The following is a 24,223-nucleotide window of genomic DNA, read 5'->3' as shown; positions in this document are numbered from 1 at the left end:
AGCGACCCGACCGCCGCGATCAGGCTGCCGAGGTCACCCGGTAGACGTCGTAGACGCCCTCGACGTTGCGGACGACGTTGAGCACGTGTCCGAGATGCTTAGGATCGCCCATCTCGAAGGTGAACCGGCTCACCGCGACCCGGTCGCCCGTGGTCGTCACCGAGGCCGACAGGATGTTGACCTTCTCGTCGGCGAGCGCCTTCGTGACGTCCGACAGCAGGCGGTGCCGATCGAGCGCCTCGATCTGGATCGCGACGAGGAAGACCGACGACGGCGAGGGCGCCCACTGCACCTCGATGATGCGCTCCGACTGCTCCCGCAGCGACCCGGCGTTGGTGCAGTCGGTGCGGTGCACGCTCACCGCTCCGGTGCGGGTCACGAAGCCCATGATCTCGTCGCCGGGGACGGGCGTGCAGCACTTGGCGAGCTTCGAGACCGTGCCCGGTGCGCCGGGCACGAGGACACCGGAGTCGCCGCTGTGCCGCGAGCGGGTGGGGATGGTCGACGGGGTGGACCGCTCGGCCAGCTCCTCCTCGACGCCACCGACCCCGCCGAGCAGCGCGACCAGCCGTTGCACGACGTGGTGCGCCGAGACGTGGTGCTCACCGACGGCGGTGTACAGCGCCGAGACGTCGGCGTAGCGCAGTTCCTTGGCGACCGCGACCATCAGGTCGGCGTTCATCAGGCGCTGCAGCGGCAGACCGACGCGACGGACCTCCTTTGCGATGGCGTCCTTGCCGGATTCGAGGGCCTCCTCGCGACGCTCCTTGGCGAACCACTGCCGGATCTTCGCCTTGGCGCGAGGTGAGACGACGAACGACTGCCAGTCGCGGCTCGGGCCCGCGTTGGGGTCCTTGGAGGTGAAGACCTCCACGACCTCGCCGTTCTCGAGCTTGCGTTCGAGGGCGACGAGGCGGCCGTTGACGCGGGCTCCGATGCAGCGGTGCCCGACCTCGGTGTGCACGGCGTACGCGAAGTCCACGGGCGTCGAGCCGGAGGGCAGGGTGATCACGTCGCCCTTCGGCGTGAAGACGAAGATCTCCTTGACCGCCAGGTCGTAGCGGAGCGATTCGAGGAACTCCCCCGGGTCGGCCGCTTCCCGCTGCCAGTCGAGGAGCTGCCGCATCCAGGCCATGTCGTCGAGCTCGGCGACATCACCCGAGTGACGTCCCTTGGTCTCCTTGTACCGCCAGTGCGCGGCGATGCCGAACTCGGCGGTGCGGTGCATCTCGTGTGTGCGGATCTGCACCTCGAGCGGCTTGCCCTCGGGACCGATGACGGTGGTGTGCAGCGACTGGTAGACGCCGTAGCGGGGCTGCGCGATGTAGTCCTTGAACCGTCCCGCCATGGGCTGCCACAGCGAGTGCACGACACCGACGGCCGCGTAGCAGTCGCGGATCTCGTTGCACAGGATGCGCACGCCGACCAGGTCGTGGATGTCGTCGAAGTCGCGGCCCTTGACGATCATCTTCTGGTAGATCGACCAGTAGTGCTTGGGCCGGCCCTCGACGACCGCATCGATCCGCGACGCTGCGAGCGTCCGGCCGATCTCGTCGCGGACGGTGGCCAGGTAGGTGTCGCGCGACGGCGCGCGGGTCGCGACGAGCCGGACGATCTCCTCGTACTTCTTCGGGTGGAGGATCGCGAAGGCGAGGTCCTCGAGCTCCCACTTGACCGTCGCCATTCCGAGGCGGTGGGCCAGCGGGGCGATGACCTCGAGGGTCTCGCGTGCCTTGCGGGCCTGCTTCTCGGGAGGCAGGAAGCGCATGGTCCGCATGTTGTGCAGGCGGTCGGCGACCTTGATGACGAGCACCCGGGGGTCGCGCGCCATCGCGATGATCATCTTGCGGATGGTCTCACCCTCGGCGGCCGAGCCGAGCACGACCTTGTCGAGTTTGGTGACGCCGTCGACGAGATGCGCGACCTCTTCACCGAACTCGGCGGTGAGCTGCTCGAGCGTGTATCCGGTGTCCTCGACGGTGTCGTGGAGCAGTGCCGCGACGAGGGTCGTGGTGTCCATGCCGAGCTCGGCGAGGATCGTGGCGACCGCCAGCGGATGGGTGATGTACGGATCGCCGGACTTGCGCTTCTGGCTCGCGTGCCGCTCCTCGGCGACGTCGTACGCGCGCTGCAGCTGCGAGAGGTCGGCCTTCGGGTACAGCTCGCGGTGGATGGTGACCAGCGGCTCGAGGACCGGCTTGAGGCTCGTGCCCCGCTGACCGGTGATGCGTCGCGCCAGGCGGGCGCGCACCCGCCTCGACGCGGAGGTCGATGCCGGTGTGGGTGTCGGGTTCTGACCGGAATTGTGCGACCGATCGAGATTCTGGGTCATGCCTCCACCTCCCGTCGCGGCTGCGAACCCGGTTCGTCACCGATGCGCATGTCCGGACCGTACGGGCCCGGCGGGTTCACCGGCACCTGTGGCAACTCTATCTCTCAGATCCGCACGAGAGACGTGAGCGGGTACTTCTGCAGTCGCGCTCGGCCGCCGAGGGCTTCGATCTCGGTGACGACGGTGATCCCGACGACCTCGGCGCCGACGCGTTCGAGCAGTTCGACGGTCGCGGCGAGGGTTCCGCCGGTTGCGAGGACGTCGTCGACGACGAGCACCTTGCGGCCCTGCAGGGCCATCCAGTCGCCCGGGATCTCGATCGCCGCGGTGCCGTATTCGAGGCTGTATTCGCAGGTCTGGACGGGCGGCGGGAGCTTGCCGGCCTTGCGGACGGCGAGCACGCCCACGCCGAGGGAGCGGGCGATGCCGCCGCCGAGGAGGAAACCGCGCGCATCGATACCGGCGACGAGTTCGGCGTCGGGTGCCGCGGACGCCAGCGCCGCGATGACGGCCGAGAAGGACGGTCCGTCGGCGAAGACGGGCGTCAGGTCGGCGAAACGGACGCCCGCGGTCGGGAAGTCGTCGACCCATCGGGTGTGTTCGGCCACGGCCACGGCAGCTTCCTCGACGAGCCGCGTGTCGCCGATCCGTTGAGCGTTCATCCTCCGAGTATCCACCGGTCCATGTTCCAGCCCGCACCCGCGGTCGTCGGGTTCGGCACCCCGGCATGCATTCCCGCCGCGAACCCGAGCGTGCGGGGCTGCGCGAACAGGGGCAGGGTGGGGACGTCGCCCCACAGGATGCGTTCGGCCTCGGTCGCGAGTCCGGCGATGGCCGCGTTGTCCTTCGCCACGAGCAGACCGTCGAGCAGTTCGTCGACGCGTCCGATCGAATAGCCGCCGACGTTGCTGCCGGTGCCGGAGTGCAGCGAGCCGCGGGCGTCCTCCATGTCGGCGGCACCACCGGCACCGGCCGCCGTGGCCGTCCCCACGAGGATCGCGTCGACCTCCCCCGCCGTCAGCTGCGACGGCGTGAAGGTGTCGGAGCCGGCGTCGACGATCTCGATGCCCGCCTCCCGGCAGGACTCGCCGATCAGCTCGACGGTGCGCGCGCGACGCTCGTCCGGTCCGAGATAGCCGATGCGGACCTGCATGCGGTCCTGACCGGAGGCCTCACGTTCGGAACGCGCGGCGTCGATGTCGACCTCGGCGTAGCGTTCGGCGGTCTGCGCCGTCTGCGGGTACAGCGGCGAATCGGGCGCCAGGAGCCGCGAGGTGACGGGGCCCGTGACGCCGTTCGACTCGTCGGATGCGCCGAGTTCGTCGAACAACTGTGTCCTGGGCGTGCACAGGGCGACGGCGCGGCGCGCCGCCGGGTCCTGGAAGACACCGCTCGTGGCGAACACCAGTTGTTCGAGGTTGCGTGAGACGACGGTGGAGACGTCGGCGCCGTCACCGAGGTTGCTGTGGCCGACGGATCCCTCGGCCACGTCGACGACGTGGATGCGGCCGTCCTCCGCGGCCGCGGACGTGTCGGTGCCGCGCGGCCAGACGACGATGCGGTCGGTGCCCGGGGCGTTCCCCCACCATCGCTCGTTCGCGACGAGGGTCAGGCCGTCCTCGGCGGTGTACGACTCGATGCGGTACGGCCCCGCGGACGGGAAGAGCGCCGGATCGATCTCGCCCGGGGTGAGGGTCCAGCCGGTGTTCCAGAACTCCGCGATGCGCCGGACGGCCTCGGTGTCGTTCGCCGTGATCGCCCCGACCAGGTCGGGGACACCCGACCTGTCCGCCGCCACGTGGGCCGGCATCAACTCGGTGGCCCCGAACAACGCCTTCCAGTTCGTGTCCTCACGGCCGGGCCGGAAGACGACGGTGGCCTCCTTCGACCCCGCCTGACAGTCGACCCGCTCGATGTCGGCGTAGCCACCGCGGTGGGCGGCGTCGAACAGCGGGATCTGCTCGCCGGACTCGTCGGGTGCGGTGAAGCGTCCGCTCGACGCAGCCCAGGCGAGGACGAGGTCGTCGCAGGACATCGGCACGCCGTCGGAGTAGACCGCATCCGGCGACAGGCGGTACTGCACGGTCAGGCCCTCACCGGGCACGACCGAGGCGGTGCCGATGTCGGTGTCCGCGACCACTCGGCCCGACGGGCCGACGTAGCCGAAGCCCGGCAGCACCCGGGCGAACGCCTGGCGTGCGCCGGAGGCGGCGCCGTCGACGGTGTTGGCGTTGTAGGTCGTCACCGTGTTGTCGATCGCGTACCCGATCGAGTGCACCGGTTCCTCGTCCGTGCCACAGGCCACGGCGGAGAACGCGAGTGTCGAGGCCACCGCGCACGCGAGGAGCGTGCCGCGGCGCCTCGGCGACCGCCTCGTCGTCGGGTCGTTCCGCTCGCTCACCGCCATGTCAGGACCTTCTCTTGCCGCGCTTTCCGGTGGGTCGCGCTCCGGGGGCGGGGCCGCGACGGACCGTCGCCCGGTCGGGCAGGGCTCCGGCCCCCTGGACCGTCGGCACAACCTTCGCGGAGGGCACGGCGGGCGGCTGCGATCCGGCCGTCGTCCCGGCCTTCGCTGCGCGGGCGGCGGCCTCCTCCCGCTTGACGAGCACCTTGCGGGTGTGCTTCGCGACCGGACCACGCCATTCCTCGAGCGTAACCAGCAACGGGGTCGCGAAGAAGATCGACGAGAAGGTACCGACGACGATGCCGACGAGCTGGACGAGGGCGAGGTCCTTGAGCGTGCCCACTCCGAGGAGCCACACCGCGACCACCATGAGCGCGAGCACCGGCAGCACCGAGATGATCGTGGTGTTGATCGAGCGCATGAGGGTCTGGTTGACGGCGAGGTTGGCCTGCTCGGCGTAGGTGCGGCGGTGCAGGTGCAGGATGCCGCGGGTGTTCTCCTCGACTTTGTCGAAGACGACGACCGTGTCGTACAGCGAGAAGCCGAGGATCGTGAGCAGGCCGATGACGGTCGCCGGGGTGACCTCGAAACCGACGAGGGCGTAGACACCCGCTGTCACGATGATGTCGAAGAACAGGGCCGCGATCGCTGCGGCCGCCATGTTCCGCTGGTATCGGATCGTGATGTAGATGCTCACGATGACCAGGAAGACCACCAGCGCGATGAGCGCCTTGTTGGTGATCTGGCTTCCCCACGTCTCGCTGACATCGGCGACGCTGATCGCGTTGCGGGACGGCTCACCGTCCGGCCCGGCGGGCTGGAACTCCTCGAACAGCGCGGTCTGCAGCTCGGCGACCTGCTCGATGTCGAGGGTCTCCGACCGGATCTGCACCGTCGCACCGTCTCCGGCGCCGACGGTCTGCACCGCTTCGGGTTCGAAGCCGATCGTGTCGCTGAAAACGGTTTCGACGTCGTCGACGGAGACACCGGCCACTGCCGGCATCTGGATGCGGGTGCCGCCCTCGAAGTCGATACCCCAGCTGAATCCGCGCAGCAGCATGCTGAGCAGGGCGATCAGCACGATCACCGCGGTGACGATGTACCACCGCTTGCGGCGGCCGACGATCTCGAAGGCACCCGTGCCGGTGTACAGGCGGGACAGCAGACCGTGCTGCGGTATGGCCGTCGTCGTGGTCGTGTCGGTCATCGTCACGCCTCCTTCGCAGCGGTCGCGGCAACGAGGCGACGCTCGTCGGCCACCTGCTGGATCGCGCCCAGACCGTTCACACTCGGCTTGGACCAGAACTTCGACTTCGAGGCCAGGAACACCAGCGGCCAGGTCACGAGGAACACCACGACGACGTCGAGGATCGTGGTGAGGCCGAGGGTGAACGCGAAGCCACGGACCTGACCGACGGCCAGGACGTAGAGCACGGCGGCGGCGATGAAACTGACCGCGTTACCGGAAAGGATGGTCCGGCGGGCACGGGCCCAACCGCGCGGCACGGCGGAACGGAAACTTCGTCCCTCGCGGATCTCGTCCTTGATCCGTTCGAAGAAGACGACGAACGAGTCGGCGGTCATGCCGATACCGATGATGAGACCGGCGACGCCGGCGAGGTCGAGCGTGAACCCGATGTATCGGCCGAGCAGCACCATGACCGCGTAGACCGCCAGACCCGACAGGACGAGCGACAGTGCGGTGAGCAGTCCGAGCATCCGGTAGTAGGCGAGGCAGAAGATCAGCACGAGGGCCAGGCCCACCGCACCGGCGATCAGGCCGGCCTCGAGCGAGGCCAGACCCAGTGTCGCGGAGACGGTCTCGGCTTCGGACGCGACGAACGACAGCGGGAGCGAGCCGTACTTGAGGGTGTTCGCGAGCTCGGCGGCCTGCGTGTTCGTGAACTGGCCGGTGATCGAGGTGGCGCTGCCGGCGGGGGTGGCGCCCTGGATCACCGGGGCGCTGACGACCTTCGAGTCGAGCACGAAGGCGGCCTGCTGACCGATGTTCGCGGCGGTGAACTGCGCCCAGGTGTTGCTGCCCTCGCTGTCGAAGGTCAGGCTGACCTCGTAGCGCGATTGCTGCTGGTTGAAGCCGGAGGTGGCGTCGTCGATCTGCTGGCCGTCGATGATGCTCGGGCCGAGCAGGTAGATCGCGGTGCCGTCCGTGGAGCACGCGACGAGCGGAAGCGCCGGGTCGTCGTTGCCTGCGAGCGGGTCGGCCGCGGAGCAGTCGAGCGCGAGAGCTGCGGCCTGCTGCACCGCGGGGTCCTCGCTCTGGCGGGTGGCCTTGGCCGCGGCGATGTCGGCGGCCGCCTGTTCCTGCGGGGTGAGCGAGCCGTCGTTCTCGGGAGCCTCGGGTGCTCCGGTCGGCTCGGTCGGAGCCTCGGGCGTCTCGGCCGGTTCCGGGGCATCGGTGGGCGCGGTGGGATCCTGCGCCGGGAACGGACGTCCCTGCGGTTCGGGCGCATCGGCGGGCGGAGCCTGGTCGGCCGGTGCGGGTTCGCCGGGTGCCGGTTCGGCAGGGGCCGGTTCTGCGGGCAGCCCGCCCTCGGGCGTACCGGCGCCGGGCTGCTCGGCGAGATCCTCGGCGGTCATGTTCGCGTCGATCGGTCCCCCGATCACCGGCCTGATGTACAGACGGGCGGTCTGGCCCAGCGTCCTGGCCTGGGAGCTGTCCTCACCCGGGACGGTGATCACGAGGTTGTCGCCCTCGACGATCACTTCCGAACCCGAGACACCGAGGCCGTTGACGCGGGTCTCGATGATCTGCTGGGCCTGGCGGAGGCTGTCCGGACTCGGGCTGCTCCCGTCGGGGGTTCGCGCGGTGAGGGTGACGCGGGTGCCACCCTGCAGGTCGATGCCCAGCTTCGGGGTGGGCGACTTGTCCCCGGTGAAGAAGACCAGTGCATACAACGCGGCGAGAATCACCCCGAACAGGGCGAGAGCGCGCACGGGATGCACCGATCCGTTGGAAGGTGCCACGGTCTGTCAGTCTCCTCGATGCGAGTGAGTGGTGGTCGGGTGCAGTCGCGCGGCGCTCGGCACCGGCACCGGAGACTCCGGTGCCGAAACCGTGCGTCGCGAATCGGCTGTCAGTACTCGGTCGGACGTCCCTCCGGCGGGGTCGCATCGTCGTCCTTGCGGAGCAGATCCGGATCCTGCGGGGTCTCGGTCTCGACGCGCTCCCGGATGACCAGACGCGACCAGGTCGTGACGACACCCGGCGCGATCTCGAGATCGACGGTGTCGTCGGCGAGGGCGGCCACCGTGGCGTGCAGACCCGCGGTGGTCATCACGCGGTCGCCGATGCGCAGGGAGTCCTGCAGCGCCGTCACCTTCTGCATCTCCTTCTTCTGACGCCGCACGCCCAGGAAGGTCGGGACGAGCAGTGCCAGGATCAGGAGAGGGAAGAGCAGTTCCATCGTTGAAGTCAGTCCTCGGTCGTTGTCGGTGGGTGGTGACGCGGGCGACACCAGCGGGTCGTGGTGGCGCATGCGGCACCACGACGTCGGGATCGGCCTCCACGGACCGACGCAGTAGACCAGTGTGCCATTCCCCGGGCGAGGGTCCTACCGCCGTACGTCCGGATCGTCCGGGTCGGACGGATCGACACCGCCCTCGAGGGTCGTGTCGGGGTCGTCCTCGAACAGCTCGAGCTGGGGTTCGCGCGCACGCACCTCGATGCCCCCGGTGGCGGCCTCCGGCGGCGGGGTGAGGCCGAGCTGCAACCAGGCGGCCTGCGTGGCCACACGTCCGCGCGGAGTGCGCGCGACCATGCCGGCACGGACCAGGAACGGCTCGCACACCTCCTCGACGGTGGCGGGCTCCTCCCCCACTGCCACGGCGAGTGTCGACACGCCGACCGGGCCGCCACCGAAACTGCGGACGAGTGCGCCGAGGACGGCGCGGTCGAGACGATCGAGACCGATCGGGTCGACGTCGTACACCTCGAGCGCGGCCTGGGCGACGGCCCGGGTCACGACACCGTCGGCCCGCACGTCGGCGTAGTCGCGGACGCGGCGCAGCAACCGGTTGGCGATACGCGGCGTGCCGCGGGAGCGACCGGCGATCTCCGCAGCGGCGTCGTCGCGCAGATCGATCCCGAGGATCGACGCGGAGCGGTGCAGGATCCGCTGCAGTTCGGGAGGCTCGTAGAAGTCCATGTGCGCGGTGAAACCGAACCGGTCGCGCAGCGGGCCGGTGAGGGCGCCGGAACGGGTGGTCGCGCCGACGAGGGTGAAGGGTGCGACCTCGAGCGGGATGGACGTCGCGCCGGGCCCCTTGCCCACCACGACGTCGACGCGGAAGTCCTCCATCGCGAGGTACAGCATCTCCTCGGCCGGTCGGGCGATGCGGTGGATCTCGTCGATGAACAGCACGTCGCCCTCGGCGAGGTTCGACAGCATCGCGGCGAGATCGCCGGCCCGTTCGAGCGCGGGACCGGAGGTGAGTCGCAGCGACGTGCCGAGTTCGGCGGCGATGATCATCGCCATCGACGTCTTGCCGAGACCGGGCGGGCCGGACAGGAGGATGTGGTCGGGAGTGCCGCCGCGAAGTTTCGCTCCTCGCAGGACGAGCTGCAGCTGCTCGCGGACCCGCGGTTGCCCGATGAAATCGTCGAGACTGGTCGGGCGCAGGCTGGTCTCGATGTCGCTGTCGGAGGGCAGGTGCTCCGCCGTGACGGGCGACCGATCACGGTCGGCCGCTGCAGCATCGAACTCACGGTACTCGTCGGTCACCGCGACCTACCCAGCAGCTTGAGCGCCGAGCGCAGTGCCGTCGAGACGTCGGCCCCCGGATCCTCGGTGAGAACCTTGTCGGCGGCAGGTTCGGCCTGACGCGGCGTGAATCCGAGGCCGACCAGCGCCTCGACGATCTGGTCGCGCAGCGGCGAGGCTCCGGCCGCGACGGGCGACCCTCCGGTCGCACCGAAGGCCGCGACCTTGTCGCGCAGTTCGACGATCATGCGTTCGGCGCCGCGCTTGCCGATCCCGGGCACCCGCGTCAGCGCTGCGGTGTTGCCGTCGGCGAGAGCCGCACGCAAGGCATCGGGTTCGAGGACGGCGAGCGTGGCCATGGCGAGCCGGGGGCCGACGCCGCTGACCGTCTGCAGCAGACCGAACAGCTCGCGCGCCTCCGCGTCCACGAAGCCGTACAGCGTCATGGAGTCCTCGCGGACGATCATCGCGGTGGCGAGTCTGGCCTGCTCGCCGCGCCGGAGACCGGCGAGGGTCGCGGGTGTGGTGTTGATCCGGTAGCCGATCCCACCCGCCTCGATCACCACGTGGTCGAGGGCTATGTCGAGTACCTCGCCGTGTACCGAGGCGATCACCGGCTACCTGCCTTCCGTGCGGCCGACTGTTCGCGCAGCCGCTCCTCGTAGCGTTTCTTCTGCTGGGCGGCCGCAGCTTCGGCGGCCGCAAGTCTGGCGATCAGCGGGGCCCGCCAACAATGTGCGACGGCCAGCGCGAGCGCGTCGGCGGCGTCGGCGGGCTTCGGCGCGGCGTCGAGCTTGAGGATGCGGGTGATCATCGTGGTCACCTGCTTCTTGTCGGCCGTGCCACTGCCGGTGACCGCGGCCTTCACCTCGCTCGGCGTGTGGAACATGACCGGGATCGAGCGACGCGCCGCGGCCAGGGCCACGACACCGCCGGCCTGCGCGGTGCCCATCGCGGTGCGCACGTTGTGCTGGGAGAACACGCGCTCGATCGCGACGACGTCGGGCTCGTAGCGGTCCATCCATTCCTCGACCGAGTCGGACACCTTGAGGAGCCGGTGCTCGAGGTCGAGGTCGGGCGAGGTGCGGATGACCCCGACGGCGACGGGGATCACGTCGCGTCCGCGTCCTGTGTCGACCATCCCCAGACCACAGCGGGTCAGACCGGGGTCGACACCCATCACGCGCACCCGACTCACCTCTCGACACCCGAATACGGCCGGTTTCCGACACATCCGACGGACCCGACCCCGCTCCGCACGATTGCGAACGCCTGTTCGAGAGCATAGCGGCCGGGGTCGGGTGCCGGGAGACCGACACGCGACCCCGGCCGCTGTGACAAGTACGACGAGCGTCGCTCGGGGACGAGTACGACGAGAGCGTCGCTCAGGCGTCGAGTTCGGCGAGCACGTCGTCGGAGATGTCGACGTTCGTGTAGACGTTCTGCACGTCGTCGCAGTCCTCGAGCGCGTCGACCAGCTTCATGACCTTGCGCGCGCCCTCGGCGTCGACGGGCACCTCGACCGAGGCCCGGAAGTCGGGGTCGGCCGAGTCGTAGTCGATGCCGGCGTCGACGAGCGCCGTACGCACGGCGATCAGGTCGGACGCCTCGGAGACGATCTCGAAGGAGTCGCCGAGATCGTTGATCTCCTCGGCGCCCGCTTCGAGGACGACCTCGAGGATCTCGTCCTCGGAGCGGCCGTTCTTCTCGAGCACGACGACACCCTTGCGGGTGAACAGGTAGGCGACCGAACCCGGATCGGCCATGTTGCCGCCGTTGCGGGTCATCGCCGTGCGGACCTCACCGGCGGCGCGGTTGCGGTTGTCGGTCAGGCACTCGATGAGCAGCGCGACACCGTTGGGGCCGTAGCCCTCGTAGGTGATGTTCTGCCAGTCGGCACCGCCGGCTTCCTCACCGGCGCCGCGCTTGCGGGCACGCTCGATGTTGTCGTTCGGGACCGAGCTCTTCTTCGCCTTCTGGATGGCGTCGAACAGGGTCGGGTTACCCGCCGGGTCGCCACCGCCGGTCCGAGCCGCCACCTCGATGTTCTTGATGAGCTTCGCGAACATCTTGCCGCGCTTGGCGTCGATGACCGCCTTCTTGTGCTTGGTGGTGGCCCATTTGGAGTGGCCGCTCATTCGCTTCGAGCCCCTTCCGGCGAAGTGTGGTCGGCGTCAACCGACAGGTCGGAGCGTCGATTCTACTCGCTCCCGCTGTGGGTCACCGCACGGTGGCCGTGTCGTCATGTCGCCGAGGTCGTCGGGCGCACTCCGCGGTCAGGTGGCCGAACGCACGGTCTCCACGAACAACCGGTGCACGCGATGGTCGCCGGTGATCTCGGGATGGAAGGAGGTCGCGATCACCGCACCCTGCCGCACCGCGACCACCCGGCCCGCCGCCGGCCCGTCCGGCACCGTGGCCAGGACCTCGACGTCGGGCCCGACCTCCTCCACCCAGGGTGCGCGGATGAACACCGCGCGCACCGGTCCGTCGTCGAGGCCGGTCAGCGGCAGGTCGGTCTCGAACGAGTCGACCTGACGGCCGAACGCGTTGCGGCGCACCACGATATCGAGGGCGTCGAGGTGCTCGGCGTCCTCGGTGGTGTCGAGCACCCGGGAGGCGAGCAGGATCATGCCGGCGCACGAACCGTAGGCGGGCAGGCCCGCCTTCAACCGGCTCCGCAACGGCTCGAGCAGATCGAACACGCGTAACAGCCGGCTGACGGTCGTGGACTCGCCGCCGGGGAGGGCGATGCCGTCGACCTCGTCGAGTTCGCGCTCGCGCCGCACCGCGATCGTCCGCGCACCCGCCGCCTCGAGAGCACTGCGGTGTTCGCGGACGTCGCCCTGCAGTGCCAGGACGCCGATCGTGGGGGAAGAAGTGGTCACCGTTGCCTGCCTGTCCGTCCGGGGTCGCCGGTGTGCAGGCACTCCGTGAGGGCGTCCTCGTCGGGGACGCCCTCGTTCAGGACTCGCGCAGGTACCGCGTGAGTCCTTCCTGCACCACCGCCGCGACCATGTTGCCGTTGCGATCGAAGATCCGCCCCTGGGTCAGTGCGCGCCCCAGCCCGGCGGAGGGTGACGTCTGGTCGTAGAGCAGCCAGTCGTCGGCGCGGAACGGCCGCAGGAACCACATCGCGTGGTCCAGGGATGCGCCCTGCGTCCGTTCGTCGTCGTGGCCGACACTCGCCGAGCCGAGCAACGTCATGTCGCTCATGTACGCGAGCGTGCACACGTGGAAGACGGGGTCGTCGGGGAGGATCTCGCGGGACTTGAACCACAGCTGCTGCTGTGCGGCCATCCTGCTCGACGAGTCCATCCGGTCGCGGGGAACGAACCGGAAGTCCCACTCGGCCCATTCCTTCTTCGCCCACAGCAGGGTTGCGTCGTCGACCACGGTCTCCGGATCGGGCAGTTCCTCCGGAGCCGGCACGCGCGGCATCGTGTCCTGGTGCTCGATCCCCTCGTCGCGCACGTGGAACGACGCCGACATGGTGAAGATCGCCTTGCCGTCCTGGACGGCCGTCACGCGCCGGGTGCAGAAGGAGCGGCCGTCGCGGATCCGGTCGACGAGATAGACGATCTGCATCGTCGGGTTCCCCGGCCGGAGGAAGTAGCCGTGCAGCGAGTGGACCCCGAAGTCGGGATCGACGGTGCGGACCGCCGATACGAGCGCCTGACCGGCGACCTGACCACCGAACGTCCGCGGCAGCAACGTCTCCGTCGCGATACCCCGGAAGATGTCGTTCTCGATCTGTTCGAGCGCCAGGATCTGCTCGATCTTCGCCATGGGAACTCCTTCTGTGCACCGTACGCAAGAAGGCTAGCTGCACGGACGTGTACCGAACGCCGTGTCCCCGGGAAGTGGTGGGAGAACCGGGATCGCTATCGGGTACCGAATGTGACACCCTCGGGAGAACGGAGGGGGTGCAATGCGACAAGTCACCGATGTGGTGCGCAGGAACAGCGTGACGATCACGGGCAACCGACAGGGCCCGGTGGTCGTCCTCGCGCACGGTTTCGGCTGCGACCAGCACCTGTGGCGCCTGGTGATCCCGCTGCTCGAACCCGACTTCACCGTGGTGCGGTTCGACCACGTCGGCTCCGGGCGCTCCGATGCGACCGCCTGGGATCCCCAGCGCTATTCGCGGATGGAGACCTACGCCGACGACGTCGTGGACCTGTGCCGGAGCCTGGATCTCGGGCCGGTGCTCTTCGTCGGCCACTCGGTGAGCGCGTCGATCGGTGTCCTCGCGGCGGCCGCTGCCCCGGAGGTCTTCTCCGGTCTCGTGCTGCTCGCGCCGTCCCCGTGCTTCATCGACGATCCGGCCACCGGTTACCGAGGTGGGTTCAGCGCCGACGACATCGACGAGCTGCTCGAATCCCTCGAGGCGAACTATCTGGGCTGGACCGAGTCGATGGCGCCGGTCATCATGGGCAATCCCGAGCGGCCGGAGCTCGGCGACGAACTCGCCGAGATCTTCTGCCGCGCGGATCCCGAGGTGGCGCGCGTCTTCGCCCGGGTGACCTTCCTGGCCGACAATCGCTCCGATCTGGCCGCGGTGTCGGTGCCCACGCTCGTCGCCCAGTGCGCCCACGATGCGATCGCTCCGCGCGAGGTCGGTGCCTTCGTTCACGAGCAGATCCCCGGGAGCGAACTCGTGACTCTGAACGCGACCGGCCACTGCCCGCAGCTCAGCGCACCCGAAGAGACAGCAGCCGCGATCGCGGCGTTCGCGCGCCGATCGGGGTGACGGCGACGACCGATCGGACCCTCGATCCCCGTATCCGACACGGCGATGCGCTGTACGACAACGCGCCGTGCGGATTCCTGACGACGCTCCCGGACGGACGGATCACGGAGGTGAACCGGACGTTGACGGACTGGCTCGGGTTCCCGAGCGACGAACTGGTCGGCAAGCGGTACTTCTCGGACCTGCTCAGCGTGGGCGGCCGTATCTACCACGAGACCCATTACGCGCCGCTCCTGCTCATGCACGGGCAGATCAACGGGATCGCTCTCGAACTCGTCCGTGCCGACCGGACCCGGCTTCCGGTCCTGGCCGCCTCGGTGGTCGAGCCGGACGCCGAGGGCAGGCCCGCGCTGATCCGCACGATGCTGTTCGATGCGCGCGAGCGCCGCGCCTACGAGACGGAACTGCTCCGTGCCCGTCGCGAGGCGGAACTCGAGCGTGAGCGGCTCCGCAAGATCAACGCCACGCTCCAGGCGACCCTGCTTCCACCGAGCCTGCCCGCGGTACCGGGACTCGAGGTCGACGCGTACTACCACATCGCGTCCCCCGACGAGGTCGGCGGCGACTTCTACGACCTGTTCCCCGCGCGCGCCGGCACGTGGGGGCTGTTCCTCGGCGATGTGTGCGGAAAGGGCGCTCGCGCAGCGGCGGTGACGTCGATCGTCCGCTACACGCTGCGCGCCGCGGCGGTCTACGAGACGTTCCCGTCCGCGGCGCTCAGGACGCTCAACACCACCCTGCTCGACGAACGCGACAGCGAGACGCGAGCTCCCTTCTGCACGCTCACCTTCGGCACGGTCGCGCCCGATCCGGACACCGGACGGGTCGACATCCGTCTCGCCTCGGGTGGGCATCCGCCGCCGCTTCTCGTGCGCGCGAACGGCAACGTCGACTATCTCCCCACGATCGGCGGACAGCTGATCGGAATGCTGCCCACGCCGCGGCTCGTCGAGCACACCTTCGCGCTGCGCCCCGGCGACACGCTGCTGCTGTACACCGACGGGGTGACCGAGGCCCTCGTCTCCGGCGAGACCCGCGAACGCTTCGGGGAGGACCGCCTCCTCGACCACGTCCGCGCATCGAAGCCGACGAGCGCGGCGGAAGCGGTCGGAGCCGTCCGCGAGGCGCTCGCGACGCTCGGGGCGGGCGTGCAGGACGACGTCGCCCTGCTCGCCCTGCACGCACCCCGGTAGAGCGGTCACCAGCCGCGTTCGGCGAGCCGGTGCGGCTGCGGGATCTCGTCGACGTTGATACCGACCATCGCCTCGCCGAGGCCGCGCGAGACCTTCGCGAGCACGTCGGGATCGTCGTGGAAGGTGGTGGCCTTGACGATCGCGGCCGCACGCTGGGCGGGGTTGCCCGACTTGAAGATTCCGGATCCGACGAACACGCCCTCGGCGCCGAGCTGCATCATCATCGCCGCGTCGGCGGGGGTGGCGATGCCACCGGCGGTGAAGAGGGTGACGGGCAGCTTGCCGGCGCGGGCGACCTCGACGACGAGGTCGTAGGGGGCCTGCAGTTCCTTGGCGGCGACGTAGAGCTCGTCCTCGGGAAGCGAGGTCAGGCGCCGGATCTCCTGGCGGATCCGACGCATGTGGGTCGTGGCGTTCGAGACGTCGCCGGTGCCGGCCTCGCCCTTGGAGCGGATCATCGCCGCGCCCTCGTTGATACGGCGCAGTGCCTCACCGAGATTCGTTGCGCCGCACACGAACGGCACGGTGAACGCGAACTTGTCGATGTGGTTCTCGTAGTCGGCGGGGGTGAGCACCTCCGACTCGTCGATGTAGTCGACCCCGAGAGCCTGCAGGATCTGCGCCTCGACGAAGTGGCCGATGCGCGCCTTGGCCATGACGGGGATCGAGACGGCCTCGATGATGCCGTCGATCATGTCGGGATCGCTCATGCGCGACACGCCGCCCTGCGCGCGGATGTCCGCGGGCACGCGTTCGAGGGCCATGACCGCCACCGCGCCGGCGTCCTCGGCGATCTTCGCCTGTTCGGGGGTCACCACGTCCATGATCACCCCGCCCTTGAGCATCTCGGCCATGCCGCGCTTGACGCGGGCGGTGCCGGTGACGGGGGCGGTATCGGGGCTGGTCACGATGGGGATTCCTCCTCGGTGGACGGATCGGCGAGTACTGCCGGCGCACGGGGCGACGGGCAGCGGACCCCAGCCTAGGGCCGTATCCGAGGCACCCCCATAGCCAGTTGACAACAACTGGACTGCATGCTGCCGGTCCACTCCCCCGGCCGGGCTCCGGAGGTTTCGATCACGCCGACTCGAACCGTCGCCCGGATCGTTGCCGATGCTCATGATGGGAGGGATGTGCGCCCACGGCCGTGGGCGCACTCCGCCGTTTCACCTCGAGGGTTCACGCGGATGTCCGGGAACCGACGAAAGGCTGGGATGCCCGTGGCACCGAACCGCCCTGTTGCTCGTGAACCGCTCCGCGGAGCCACCTTCCGGGCAGGAATCGCGATGATGGTCGAGGACTGTCGCCGATTCCCCGTCCCCGCGGCGGTCGCGATCGGCGCGAGCATCGCCAACGGCCTGTGCACGGTACTGTTCGCCGACGTGATCGGCTCGGCCACCGACGATCTCGTCCTCGGGAGCTTCGAACGCGGCGAGCTGTCCACCGGCGTCGCCGTGGCAACGGCCCTCGCGTTGATCGGCGTCGCCCTGTTGCGCGTCCTGAGCATCGTGACCCGCACGTTCGCGGGAGGCACCGTCCAGTTCCGCGGACTGGCCCGCACGCGCACGCGCCTGGCCGATCACTATCTCGATTCCGGATCGCGCTGGCACCGAGGTCATCCCACCGGTCGCCTGCTCGCCCATGCCGTCTCCGACGCCGACTCCGCCCACGCCCCGATGCAGCACTTCCCGTTCGCGGTCGGCATGACCGGCATGCTCCTGGCGGTGCTCGTCCAGGTCTTCCGCACGGACACCCGGCTCGGTGTGATCGCGGCCGTGCTCATCCCCGCGCTCATCGCGACGAACGTGGTCTACCAACGGGTCCTGTCGCCGCGCGCCCGGCAGGTGCAGTCGCGCCGCGCCGAGGTCGCCGCGCTCGCGCACGAGGCGATCGCCGGCGCCCAGGTCATCCGCACGCTCGGAGCGACCGACGACGAGACGCGGCGATTCGCCGGCGCCGCACACGAACTCGCGAGGGCCAATCGGTCCGCGGGTCGTGTCGGGGCGATCTTCGACCCGCTCATCGAACTGACCCCGTCGTTCGCGGTCCTCGTGGTCCTGCTCGTGGGCGTGGTGCGGATCGAGGCCGGTGCGGTGACCATCGGCGCTCTGGTCTCGGTCGTCTACCTGCTGCTCACCATGGTCATGCCGCTCGGTGTCATCGGCCGCTTCCTCGCCGTCCTGCCGGCCGGTGTCGTCGGTCGCCGCCGCGTCGAGACGGTACTGGCCGAGGCCGAACCGGAGCCGTCCGGCTCGGCCTCCGTCCCCCACTCGGCCGCTCCGGCCCGTCTGCGCGCCGATGCCGTCTCCTACCGCTTCGCCGACGCCGACCGGCCCGCCGTCGACTCGGTCGACCTGGATCTGCGCCCGGGACGCATCGTGGCGCTCGTCGGGCGCAACGGTTCCGGCAAGTCCACCCTCGTCGCGCTGCTCACTCGTCTGTTCCCGCCCACCTCGGGCACCGTGACCCTCGACGACGTCGACCTGGCCACGACACCACCCGGTCACACGGCACGACACGTCGCTCTCGTCACCCAGACCCCGTTCGTCTTCGCCGGATCCGTGCGCGACAACCTCACCCTGTGGGACGACGGGATCGACGAGGCAACGGTCCGTCGCGCGCTCGCGCTCGCCGAGGCCGGCTTCGTCGACGAACTGCCGGACGGTCTCGACACCGTGCTCGGCGACGGTCACGCGCGGTTGTCCGGCGGCCAACGTCAGCGCATCGCCCTCGCTCGGGCACTCGTGCGGCGACCCCGTGTGTTCGTCCTCGACGACGCCACGTCCGCACTCGATCCCGCCGTGGAGCGTGCCGTCGTCGACAACCTGCGGGCGGAGTTCTCGCAGGGACGATCGGAGACCACGATCCTCGTCGTCGCACACCGTCCCGCGATGATCTCGCTCGCCGACGAGGTGGTCTTCGTCGATCAGGGCCAGGTGGTCGCGACCGGCACTCACGCCGGTCTCGCGGCATCGGTGCCCGCCTACCGCGACCTGGTGACGGCCTACGACGACAACGCACGCACGGCCGAACTCGAGGGGGCGACCCGATGACCGTGTCCCCCACCGCATCCGCACAACCGGACGCCGAAAGGATCGACACCGAACGACTCGGCACCGTCGCGTTGCTCCGCCGCGTCGCCCGGCTCGTCCCGTCGGTGCGGACCGGCCTGGCCGCCACCCTGGCGTTCGCCGCGCTCGCGGCGGTGGGACGCATCGTCGTTCCCGTCGTGGTGCAGTACACGATCGATCACGGTCTGCTCACCGCGGTCACCTCCGAGGAGCGCACCCGGATCGTCGTCCGGTGCGCGCTCCTGGGAATGGCGGCCGTGCTGGTCGCGGGCGTCGGCTCGTCGCTGATGAACCGTCGTCTGATCTCGACCGTCGAGGACGTCGTGTCCGCCCTGCGGACCCGGGTGCTCGACCACACCCTGCGGCTGCCTCCCACCCGTCTGGAATCCGGCGCGCAGGGCAGCTTCGTCGCCCGGAGCACCGACGACCTCGATGCGGTGACGGTGTTCGCCCAGGGTGGCGGCATGACCCTCGTCCAGAACCTGACCCAGATGACGATCGCGTTCCTCGTCATGGCGGTGTACTCGTGGCCGCTGGCGATCCTGGCGGCGCTGGTCGCGTGCGTCGTGCCGCTCGTCGGCCGCTACGTGCAGCGGATCATCGCGGGCCGGTTCGACGTGGTGCGCTCGCGGATCGGGCAGCTGTACGCGGCGTTCGCGGAGACCCTCACCGGGATCGACACGATCCGGGCCGCCGGCGCCGTCGAGCGGGTCCGGACCCGGTTGCATTCGCGGATCGATGCGACGGCGGACGCACAGGTCCGCACGCTGCTGCCGATGAGCGCCTCGTTCTCCGTCGGCCAGAGCATCGACACGCTCATCACGATCGCGGTGATGTGCGGCGGGGTCGCGCTCGGCCTCGGCACCTCCGGTGTGGGTTCGTCGATCACCGTGGGGACGGTGGTCGCCTTCGTCTTCCTCGTGACGTTCTTCGTGCGGCCTCTGCAGTTCGCCGTCAACACACTGGCCGACGCCAAGAACTCGGAGGCGGGACTGCGCCGGGTGCTCGCGATCCTCGACCTGGAGACCGACGCGGTCGCACAGGAGATCGCGACGCCGCTGCGACCCGGGATGTTCGACGTCGACATCGACGCCGTCGAGGTGGGCTACGTCCCCGGACGCCCGGTCCTGAGCGGGCTGGACCTGCGGATCGGTGCCGGGCAGCAGGTCGCGGTGGTGGGCGAGACCGGTTCGGGCAAGAGCACCTTCGCCAAGCTGCTCACCCGGCAACTGCACCCCACGACCGGTACCGTCCGCTTCGCCGGTGTCGACGTCGCGAGCATCGGCGACGAGTCGCTCGCCCGGCGTGTCGCCGTGGTCCCCCAGGATCCCTTCCTGTTCGATCGCAGCGTCCTCGAGAACATCGCCGTCGCCCGTCCGGGAGCCGACCGGCACGACGTCGAAGCGATCCTTGCCGAGCTGGGGCTCGACGACTGGGCCCGCGACCTGCCGCACGGCCTCGACACCCGCACCGGCCAGCGGGGTGAGGCGCTGTCGGTCGGCGAACGCCAGCTCGTCGCGCTGGCACGCACCGCGCTCGTCGACCCCGACCTGCTGGTCCTCGACGAGGCCACCAGCGGTGTCGATGCCGGAACCGACGTGCGCCTGCAAAGGGCGCTGACATCGATCGGACGTGGACGCACCACGGTGACGATCGCCCACCGCCTGCACAGTGCGCGGGTCGCCGATCGAATCCTGGTGTTCGACCGGGGCCGGATCGTCGAGGACGGCACGCACGACGAGCTGGTTGCCACGGGCAGGCTCTACGCCCGGCTGCAGGACGCCTGGTCGTTCCGGTCGACGCTCGTGTGAGGGGAGCGGCTCGGGCTCAGTGGATCGCGCGGATCTCCGGCTCGAGCCGGCGCATCGCAACCTGCCGCGCCTCGTCGAGCAGCTCGGGCAGATCGTGCGGGTAGACCGGGTTCCCGGACTGCACGAGCGTCTGCAGTTCGTCGTCGTCGAACCAGCGGTGTTCGAGGCGCATGCTCCGCTCGAGATCGGTGAAGCCGTCCGCTGCGGGTTCGAAGGACGGCACCCGCACCGCGAAGAACAGCTCCTCCGAGTGCAGGACCTCGCCGTTGAACGGGAAGACGGCCACGCGCCGCCACATCGGCCCACACAGGATGTCGCGCTCGACCCGCAGGCCGGTCTCCTCGGCGAGCTCGCGGAGCGCGGCCGACGCGAGGTCCTCGCCGGGTTCGACGGCGCCGCCGATCGTGAACCAGAAGTGCCGCTCGGGCACCGCCGGGTCGTGTCCGCGCAGCAGCAGGACCCGGCCGTCCTCGTCGAGCAGCACGACGCGGGCCGACGTGCGTGCCCGATCCGGCACCGGGGTGGTGCGCGCAACGGGAGCGGTGGCAGTGCCGGAGGCAGGGGTCGCGCTCGGAGAAGGAGCCGTGCCGGGAACGGCCGGAGACGCGGTGGCGACCGCACCCGCCCGCTCGGCGATCTCGAAGTAGGTGGGTAGCGGCGCGGTTCCCCCGAGGTGCAGCCAGCGGACCGGTCGTCGGGTGCGCAGCGCCAGGGTGTCGCGTACCGCGTCGTTGTGGAAGCGGCGGGCGATGAGCACGCGTGCCTCCGCATCGGCGAGTTCGGCCACGAGCTGGGGGCGCAGCCGGCCGGTCTCGAGGCGTGCCAGGGCAGCCGACAACGCGTTCTCGGCCTCCTCGCGCCGGTCGCGGTCGGCCCGCTCGGCGGTGTCGGCGAGCTGGGCGAGTGCGCGCCCCTCCGGGACGGGGATCGACGCGGCGATGCTCCGCACGACCACCGCGCGGCGCGCCAGGGCCGCATCGAGTGCCTGCCAGGACAGATCCGAGCGCACGTGGAGACGGTCGAGCCGGTTGGCAGTGGAATAGGCCCACACACCGATCGCCACGACCACGGCGGCGACCAGCGACAGGACGAGGATCGTCACCGCGCTGACGGTCACGACCGGACCTCCCGCACCGGGCCGGCACCGACGGTGACGGTCTCGTAGACCCGCAGGATCTGATCAGCGACCACCGGCCAGTCGTACGCCTCGACCACCGTGGATCCGAAGTCGACCAGCGCCTGCCGGCGGTCGTCGTCGTCGAGGACCTCGAGGATGCCACGTGCGAGCGCGTCGGCGTCGCCGACCGGGACGAGGACACCGGCCTGTCCGTCGCGCAACACACGGCGGAAGGCGTCGAGCTGGGAGGCGACGACCGCCGTCCCCGCCGCCATGGCCTCGACGAGCACGATGCCGAAACTCTCACCACCGAGGTTCGGCGCGCAGTACACGTCGGCGCTGCGCATCGCGGACGCCTTCTCGTCGTCGTCGACCTGCCCGAGCAAGCGCAGGTGCCGGAAGTAGCGCCCCGCCTCCTTCCGCAACCGCTCCTCGTCGCCGCGCCCCACCACGAGGATCTCGATGTCGGGATGCCGGGCGACGAGAGCCGGCAACGCTCCGAGCAGGACATCCATGCCCTTGCGGGATTCGTCGTACCGGCCGAGGAACAGCACCGTGCGGCCCGGTCGCGGGTAGCCCGGCAGCAGCGGGGCGTGCCGGAAGAACGGCACGTCGACACCGTTGGGGATCTCGACCGCGTCGGCGCCGAGAGAGGTGACCTGCCAGCGCCGGGCCAGCTCGGACACCGCGATCCGGCCGCTGATCTTCTCGAGATAGGGCTGCAGGACACCTTGGAAGGTGCTGAGCACCAGCGATTTCGTCGTCGACGTGTGGAAGGTCGCCACGATCGGCCCTTCCGCCACCTTGAGCGCGAGCATCGACAGGCTCGGCGCGTTCGGTTCGTGGATGTGGAGGACGTCGAAGTCGTTGTCGTTGATCCAGCGGCGGACCCGCGCGTAGGAGACGGGACCGAAACTCAGGCGCGCGACCGATCCGTTGTACGGAATGGCGACGGCGCGACCTGCGGAGACGACGAAGTCCGGCAGGGGCGTCGTCTCCGACGCGGGAGCGAGCACGCTCACCTCGTGCCCGCGGCCGATGAGGACCTCCGCGAGATCCACGACGTGTGCCTGTACTCCACCGGGAACGTCGAAGGAGTACGGGCAGACCATCCCGATCCTCACCTACGCCTCCATCCGGGCGCGGCGGGCCTCCGACAGGTCGTCGAGCCACAACGGTTGCAGCATGTGCCAGTCCTCGGGGTGGGCGGCGATGTTGGCGGCGAACCGGTCGGCGAGGGCCTGTGTGGCAGCGTCGATCCCGACGCTCACGTCGAGCTCCGGATCCACACGGAACCCCCAGCCGTCCTCGGTGAACCAGCAGTGCACCGGCAACAGTGCCGCACCGGTGTCGATGGCCAGTTTCGCCGGTCCGGCGGGCATGCGGGTCGGTTCGCCGAAGAAGGTGACCGGGACTCCCTTGCGAGCGAGGTCGCGTTCGCCGAGCAGGCACACGATCCGGTTGTCGCGCAACCGCGCGGCCAGCTCCCCGAACGGAGGTGTCTCCCCGCCGCTCGAGGGGAAGATCTCGAAACCGAGACCCTCGCGGTAGTCCACGAAACGGCGGTAGAGGGACTCGGGACGCAGGCGCTCGGCGACCGTGGTCAATCCGCCGAAGTAGCGGACGCACCACACGCCGGCGAGATCCCAGTTCCCACTGTGGGGCAGCGCCAGGATCGCGCCGCGACCGGCGGCGAGCGCCACCTCGATGTGCTCACGGCCCTCGATGGACGAATCGATCGACTTCGCGGTCGCGTCGAGATCCATCGACGGCAGGCGGAACGCCTCGCGCCAGTAGCGCGCGTAGGACCGGACCGACCGGCGGATCAGATCGTCGGGCACCTCGTCCGGCTGCACCCCGAGCACCCGCGCGAGGTTGCGGCGCAGTTGCTGCGGTCCGCCGCCACGGCGCGCCGCATAGTCGGCGCCGACGTCGAACAACCGTCGCGCGACGCCGTCGGGCAGTGCCCGGACCAGACGCCAGCCACCCGCGTACGCCAGATCGGACGCCTTCTCGCCGACACTCACTGCGCTCCCCCGTCGTCCCGGGTCTCCGTCGTCCCGCCTGCCGGGGGCGTGATGGGAAGCAGTTCGCGCGCACCCGCGGAGTTGCGGACGGCGAGAACCCGCTGGAAGACGGTGATCACCGATCCGACGACGAGCAGCCACATCGCGATGTGGATCGCCCAGTCGAGCCCGAGGCCGGTGAGACCGGCGCCCACAAGCACGATCACGAGCCGGTCGGGCCGCTCGATCAGACCACCGTCGGCGGACAGTCCGCTCGCCTCCGCCCGCGCCTTCGCGTACGAGATGACCTGCGACGTCACGAGACAGACGAGGGTGGCGACGAACAACGGGCGGCTCTGCTCGTGGTAGACGGCCCACCATGCCAGACCACCGAAGATCGCGCCGTCGGCGACCCGGTCGCAGGTCGCGTCGAGTACCGCTCCGAAGCGCGTTCCGCCACCGCGGGCCCGGGCCATGGCGCCGTCGAGCATGTCGAACATGACGAACAGCCAGATGACCATCGCACCCCAGAACAGGTGTCCCATGGGGAACAGGGTCACGGCGGCGGCGATCGTGGCGACGGTGCCGACGAGTGTGACGGCGTCCGGAGTCAGGCCGGTACGGATCAGCGCCTTGCCGAGCGGCGCGGTGACCTTCGACACCGACGCACGCCCGAAGAAGCTCAGCATCCCGCGACCCCTGTCTTCCTGTCCGACCGTTGTGTCCGGAATCCGATCCTGCCACGAATAGGGCCGGAAATGCGCAGTCGGCCCGCGGCGGATCGGCACGCGAACGACACCACGGCCGTGCGCTGC

21 protein-coding genes are annotated in these 24,223 nt (G+C 69.9%); 4 read left to right on the top strand and 17 right to left on the bottom strand.

Annotated elements, in window-relative coordinates:
• Window positions 1-19: 19 nt before the first annotated feature.
• The 12 genes from LPH33_RS10760 to tesB form a co-directional block, all read right to left on the bottom strand.
• Entirely contained in the window at window positions 20-2,332 is a 2,313-nt protein-coding gene (locus tag LPH33_RS10760; protein WP_016694930.1) for a RelA/SpoT family protein, read from the bottom strand.
• Between the two features lie 104 nt (window positions 2,333-2,436).
• Entirely contained in the window at window positions 2,437-2,994 is a 558-nt protein-coding gene (locus tag LPH33_RS10755) for an adenine phosphoribosyltransferase (RefSeq protein WP_145691733.1), read from the bottom strand.
• The gene (locus tag LPH33_RS10750; RefSeq protein WP_229567997.1) at window positions 2,991-4,739 is read right to left on the bottom strand and encodes an ABC transporter substrate-binding protein; all 1,749 of its coding nucleotides are present in this window, start codon (window positions 4,737-4,739) and stop codon (window positions 2,991-2,993) included. Before LPH33_RS10750 ends, LPH33_RS10755 begins: the two co-directional genes overlap by 4 nt.
• Before the next feature lies 1 nt (window position 4,740).
• Window positions 4,741-5,949, bottom strand: coding sequence for a protein translocase subunit SecF (gene secF / locus LPH33_RS10745; protein WP_420714487.1), 1,209 nt, complete (start codon window positions 5,947-5,949; stop codon window positions 4,741-4,743).
• Window positions 5,946-7,721: a protein translocase subunit SecD gene (gene secD, locus LPH33_RS10740; RefSeq protein ID WP_229567993.1), complete on the bottom strand. Its 1,776-nt coding sequence runs from the start codon at window positions 7,719-7,721 to the stop codon at window positions 5,946-5,948. The genes secF and secD overlap by 4 nt, the downstream gene beginning before the upstream one ends.
• A gap of 110 nt (window positions 7,722-7,831) precedes the next feature.
• Window positions 7,832-8,161: a preprotein translocase subunit YajC gene (gene yajC / locus LPH33_RS10735; protein WP_016694925.1), complete on the bottom strand. Its 330-nt coding sequence runs from the start codon at window positions 8,159-8,161 to the stop codon at window positions 7,832-7,834.
• A gap of 147 nt (window positions 8,162-8,308) precedes the next feature.
• Entirely contained in the window at window positions 8,309-9,478 is a 1,170-nt protein-coding gene (gene ruvB, locus LPH33_RS10730) for a Holliday junction branch migration DNA helicase RuvB (RefSeq protein WP_016694923.1), read from the bottom strand.
• Entirely contained in the window at window positions 9,475-10,071 is a 597-nt protein-coding gene (gene ruvA, locus LPH33_RS10725; protein WP_016694922.1) for a Holliday junction branch migration protein RuvA, read from the bottom strand. Before ruvA ends, ruvB begins: the two co-directional genes overlap by 4 nt.
• Entirely contained in the window at window positions 10,068-10,646 is a 579-nt protein-coding gene (gene ruvC, locus LPH33_RS10720; protein ID WP_026061730.1) for a crossover junction endodeoxyribonuclease RuvC, read from the bottom strand. The genes ruvA and ruvC overlap by 4 nt, the downstream gene beginning before the upstream one ends.
• A 196-nt stretch (window positions 10,647-10,842) precedes the next feature.
• Window positions 10,843-11,595, bottom strand: coding sequence for a YebC/PmpR family DNA-binding transcriptional regulator (locus tag LPH33_RS10715; RefSeq protein WP_088898171.1), 753 nt, complete (start codon window positions 11,593-11,595; stop codon window positions 10,843-10,845).
• A 138-nt stretch (window positions 11,596-11,733) separates the two neighbouring features.
• Window positions 11,734-12,345 (bottom strand): pyridoxal 5'-phosphate synthase glutaminase subunit PdxT, encoded by a 612-nt coding sequence (gene pdxT / locus LPH33_RS10710; protein WP_088898172.1) that lies wholly within the window; start codon window positions 12,343-12,345, stop codon window positions 11,734-11,736.
• A gap of 76 nt (window positions 12,346-12,421) precedes the next feature.
• A complete protein-coding gene (tesB, locus tag LPH33_RS10705; protein WP_016694918.1) occupies window positions 12,422-13,246 on the bottom strand; it encodes an acyl-CoA thioesterase II in 825 nt (274 codons plus the stop codon).
• Window positions 13,247-13,388: 142 nt separating this feature from the next.
• Between tesB and LPH33_RS10700 the strand changes: the two genes are divergently transcribed.
• Both LPH33_RS10700 and LPH33_RS10695 read left to right on the top strand, forming a co-directional pair.
• Window positions 13,389-14,210 (top strand): alpha/beta fold hydrolase, encoded by an 822-nt coding sequence (locus LPH33_RS10700; protein ID WP_229567992.1) that lies wholly within the window; start codon window positions 13,389-13,391, stop codon window positions 14,208-14,210.
• Window positions 14,207-15,403: a SpoIIE family protein phosphatase gene (locus tag LPH33_RS10695; protein ID WP_229567990.1), complete on the top strand. Its 1,197-nt coding sequence runs from the start codon at window positions 14,207-14,209 to the stop codon at window positions 15,401-15,403. Before LPH33_RS10700 ends, LPH33_RS10695 begins: the two co-directional genes overlap by 4 nt.
• A 5-nt stretch (window positions 15,404-15,408) precedes the next feature.
• Here the strand turns inward: LPH33_RS10695 and pdxS are convergent, their stop codons facing one another.
• Window positions 15,409-16,311: a pyridoxal 5'-phosphate synthase lyase subunit PdxS gene (pdxS, locus tag LPH33_RS10690; RefSeq protein ID WP_059381317.1), complete on the bottom strand. Its 903-nt coding sequence runs from the start codon at window positions 16,309-16,311 to the stop codon at window positions 15,409-15,411.
• Between the two features lie 378 nt (window positions 16,312-16,689).
• Here pdxS and LPH33_RS10685 point away from each other — a divergent pair, with 378 nt between their 5' ends.
• Window positions 16,690-18,456: an ABC transporter ATP-binding protein gene (locus LPH33_RS10685; protein WP_229567988.1), complete on the top strand. Its 1,767-nt coding sequence runs from the start codon at window positions 16,690-16,692 to the stop codon at window positions 18,454-18,456.
• On the top strand, window positions 18,453-20,285 hold the full coding sequence (locus tag LPH33_RS10680; protein WP_229567986.1) for an ABC transporter ATP-binding protein: 1,833 nt from the start codon (window positions 18,453-18,455) through the stop codon (window positions 20,283-20,285). Before LPH33_RS10685 ends, LPH33_RS10680 begins: the two co-directional genes overlap by 4 nt.
• A gap of 16 nt (window positions 20,286-20,301) precedes the next feature.
• Here LPH33_RS10680 and LPH33_RS10675 read toward each other — a convergent pair whose 3' ends face one another.
• The 4 genes from LPH33_RS10675 to pgsA are packed head-to-tail and all read right to left on the bottom strand — an operon-like array spanning window position 20,302 to window position 24,097.
• Complete coding sequence (locus LPH33_RS10675) at window positions 20,302-21,402, bottom strand: NUDIX domain-containing protein (RefSeq protein WP_229567985.1); 1,101 nt, start codon at window positions 21,400-21,402, stop codon at window positions 20,302-20,304.
• The gene (locus LPH33_RS10670; protein ID WP_016694911.1) at window positions 21,399-22,526 is read right to left on the bottom strand and encodes a glycosyltransferase family 4 protein; all 1,128 of its coding nucleotides are present in this window, start codon (window positions 22,524-22,526) and stop codon (window positions 21,399-21,401) included. Before LPH33_RS10670 ends, LPH33_RS10675 begins: the two co-directional genes overlap by 4 nt.
• Complete coding sequence (locus tag LPH33_RS10665) at window positions 22,527-23,429, bottom strand: phosphatidylinositol mannoside acyltransferase (protein ID WP_160876014.1); 903 nt, start codon at window positions 23,427-23,429, stop codon at window positions 22,527-22,529.
• Entirely contained in the window at window positions 23,426-24,097 is a 672-nt protein-coding gene (gene pgsA / locus LPH33_RS10660; protein ID WP_160876013.1) for a phosphatidylinositol phosphate synthase, read from the bottom strand. Before pgsA ends, LPH33_RS10665 begins: the two co-directional genes overlap by 4 nt.
• Between the last annotated feature and the right edge of the window lie 126 nt (window positions 24,098-24,223).

The sequence above is a fragment of the Rhodococcus sp. RDE2 genome (genome assembly GCF_020885655.1).
Taxonomy (GTDB): Bacteria; Actinomycetota; Actinomycetes; order Mycobacteriales; family Mycobacteriaceae; genus Rhodococcus; species Rhodococcus pyridinivorans.
The sequence above is the reverse complement of the archived record's forward strand: the minus strand, read 5'-3'. Positions and strand labels throughout refer to the sequence as shown.

What these genes read in the sequence shown, in the direction of transcription:
- LPH33_RS10755 (WP_145691733.1), bottom strand. Translation starts at nt 2,994, where the DNA reads ATGAACGCTCAACGGATCGGCGACACGCGGCTCGTCGAGGAAGCTGCC.
- tesB (WP_016694918.1), bottom strand. Translation starts at nt 13,246, where the DNA reads ATGGCGAAGATCGAGCAGATCCTGGCGCTCGAACAGATCGAGAACGAC.
- LPH33_RS10760 (WP_016694930.1), bottom strand. Translation starts at nt 2,332, where the DNA reads ATGACCCAGAATCTCGATCGGTCGCACAATTCCGGTCAGAACCCGACA.
- LPH33_RS10700 (WP_229567992.1), top strand. Translation starts at nt 13,389, where the DNA reads ATGCGACAAGTCACCGATGTGGTGCGCAGGAACAGCGTGACGATCACG.
- LPH33_RS10715 (WP_088898171.1), bottom strand. Translation starts at nt 11,595, where the DNA reads ATGAGCGGCCACTCCAAATGGGCCACCACCAAGCACAAGAAGGCGGTC.
- LPH33_RS10685 (WP_229567988.1), top strand. Translation starts at nt 16,690, where the DNA reads ATGATGGTCGAGGACTGTCGCCGATTCCCCGTCCCCGCGGCGGTCGCG.
- pgsA (WP_160876013.1), bottom strand. Translation starts at nt 24,097, where the DNA reads ATGCTGAGCTTCTTCGGGCGTGCGTCGGTGTCGAAGGTCACCGCGCCG.
- LPH33_RS10680 (WP_229567986.1), top strand. Translation starts at nt 18,453, where the DNA reads ATGACCGTGTCCCCCACCGCATCCGCACAACCGGACGCCGAAAGGATC.
- LPH33_RS10750 (WP_229567997.1), bottom strand. Translation starts at nt 4,739, where the DNA reads ATGGCGGTGAGCGAGCGGAACGACCCGACGACGAGGCGGTCGCCGAGG.
- yajC (WP_016694925.1), bottom strand. Translation starts at nt 8,161, where the DNA reads ATGGAACTGCTCTTCCCTCTCCTGATCCTGGCACTGCTCGTCCCGACC.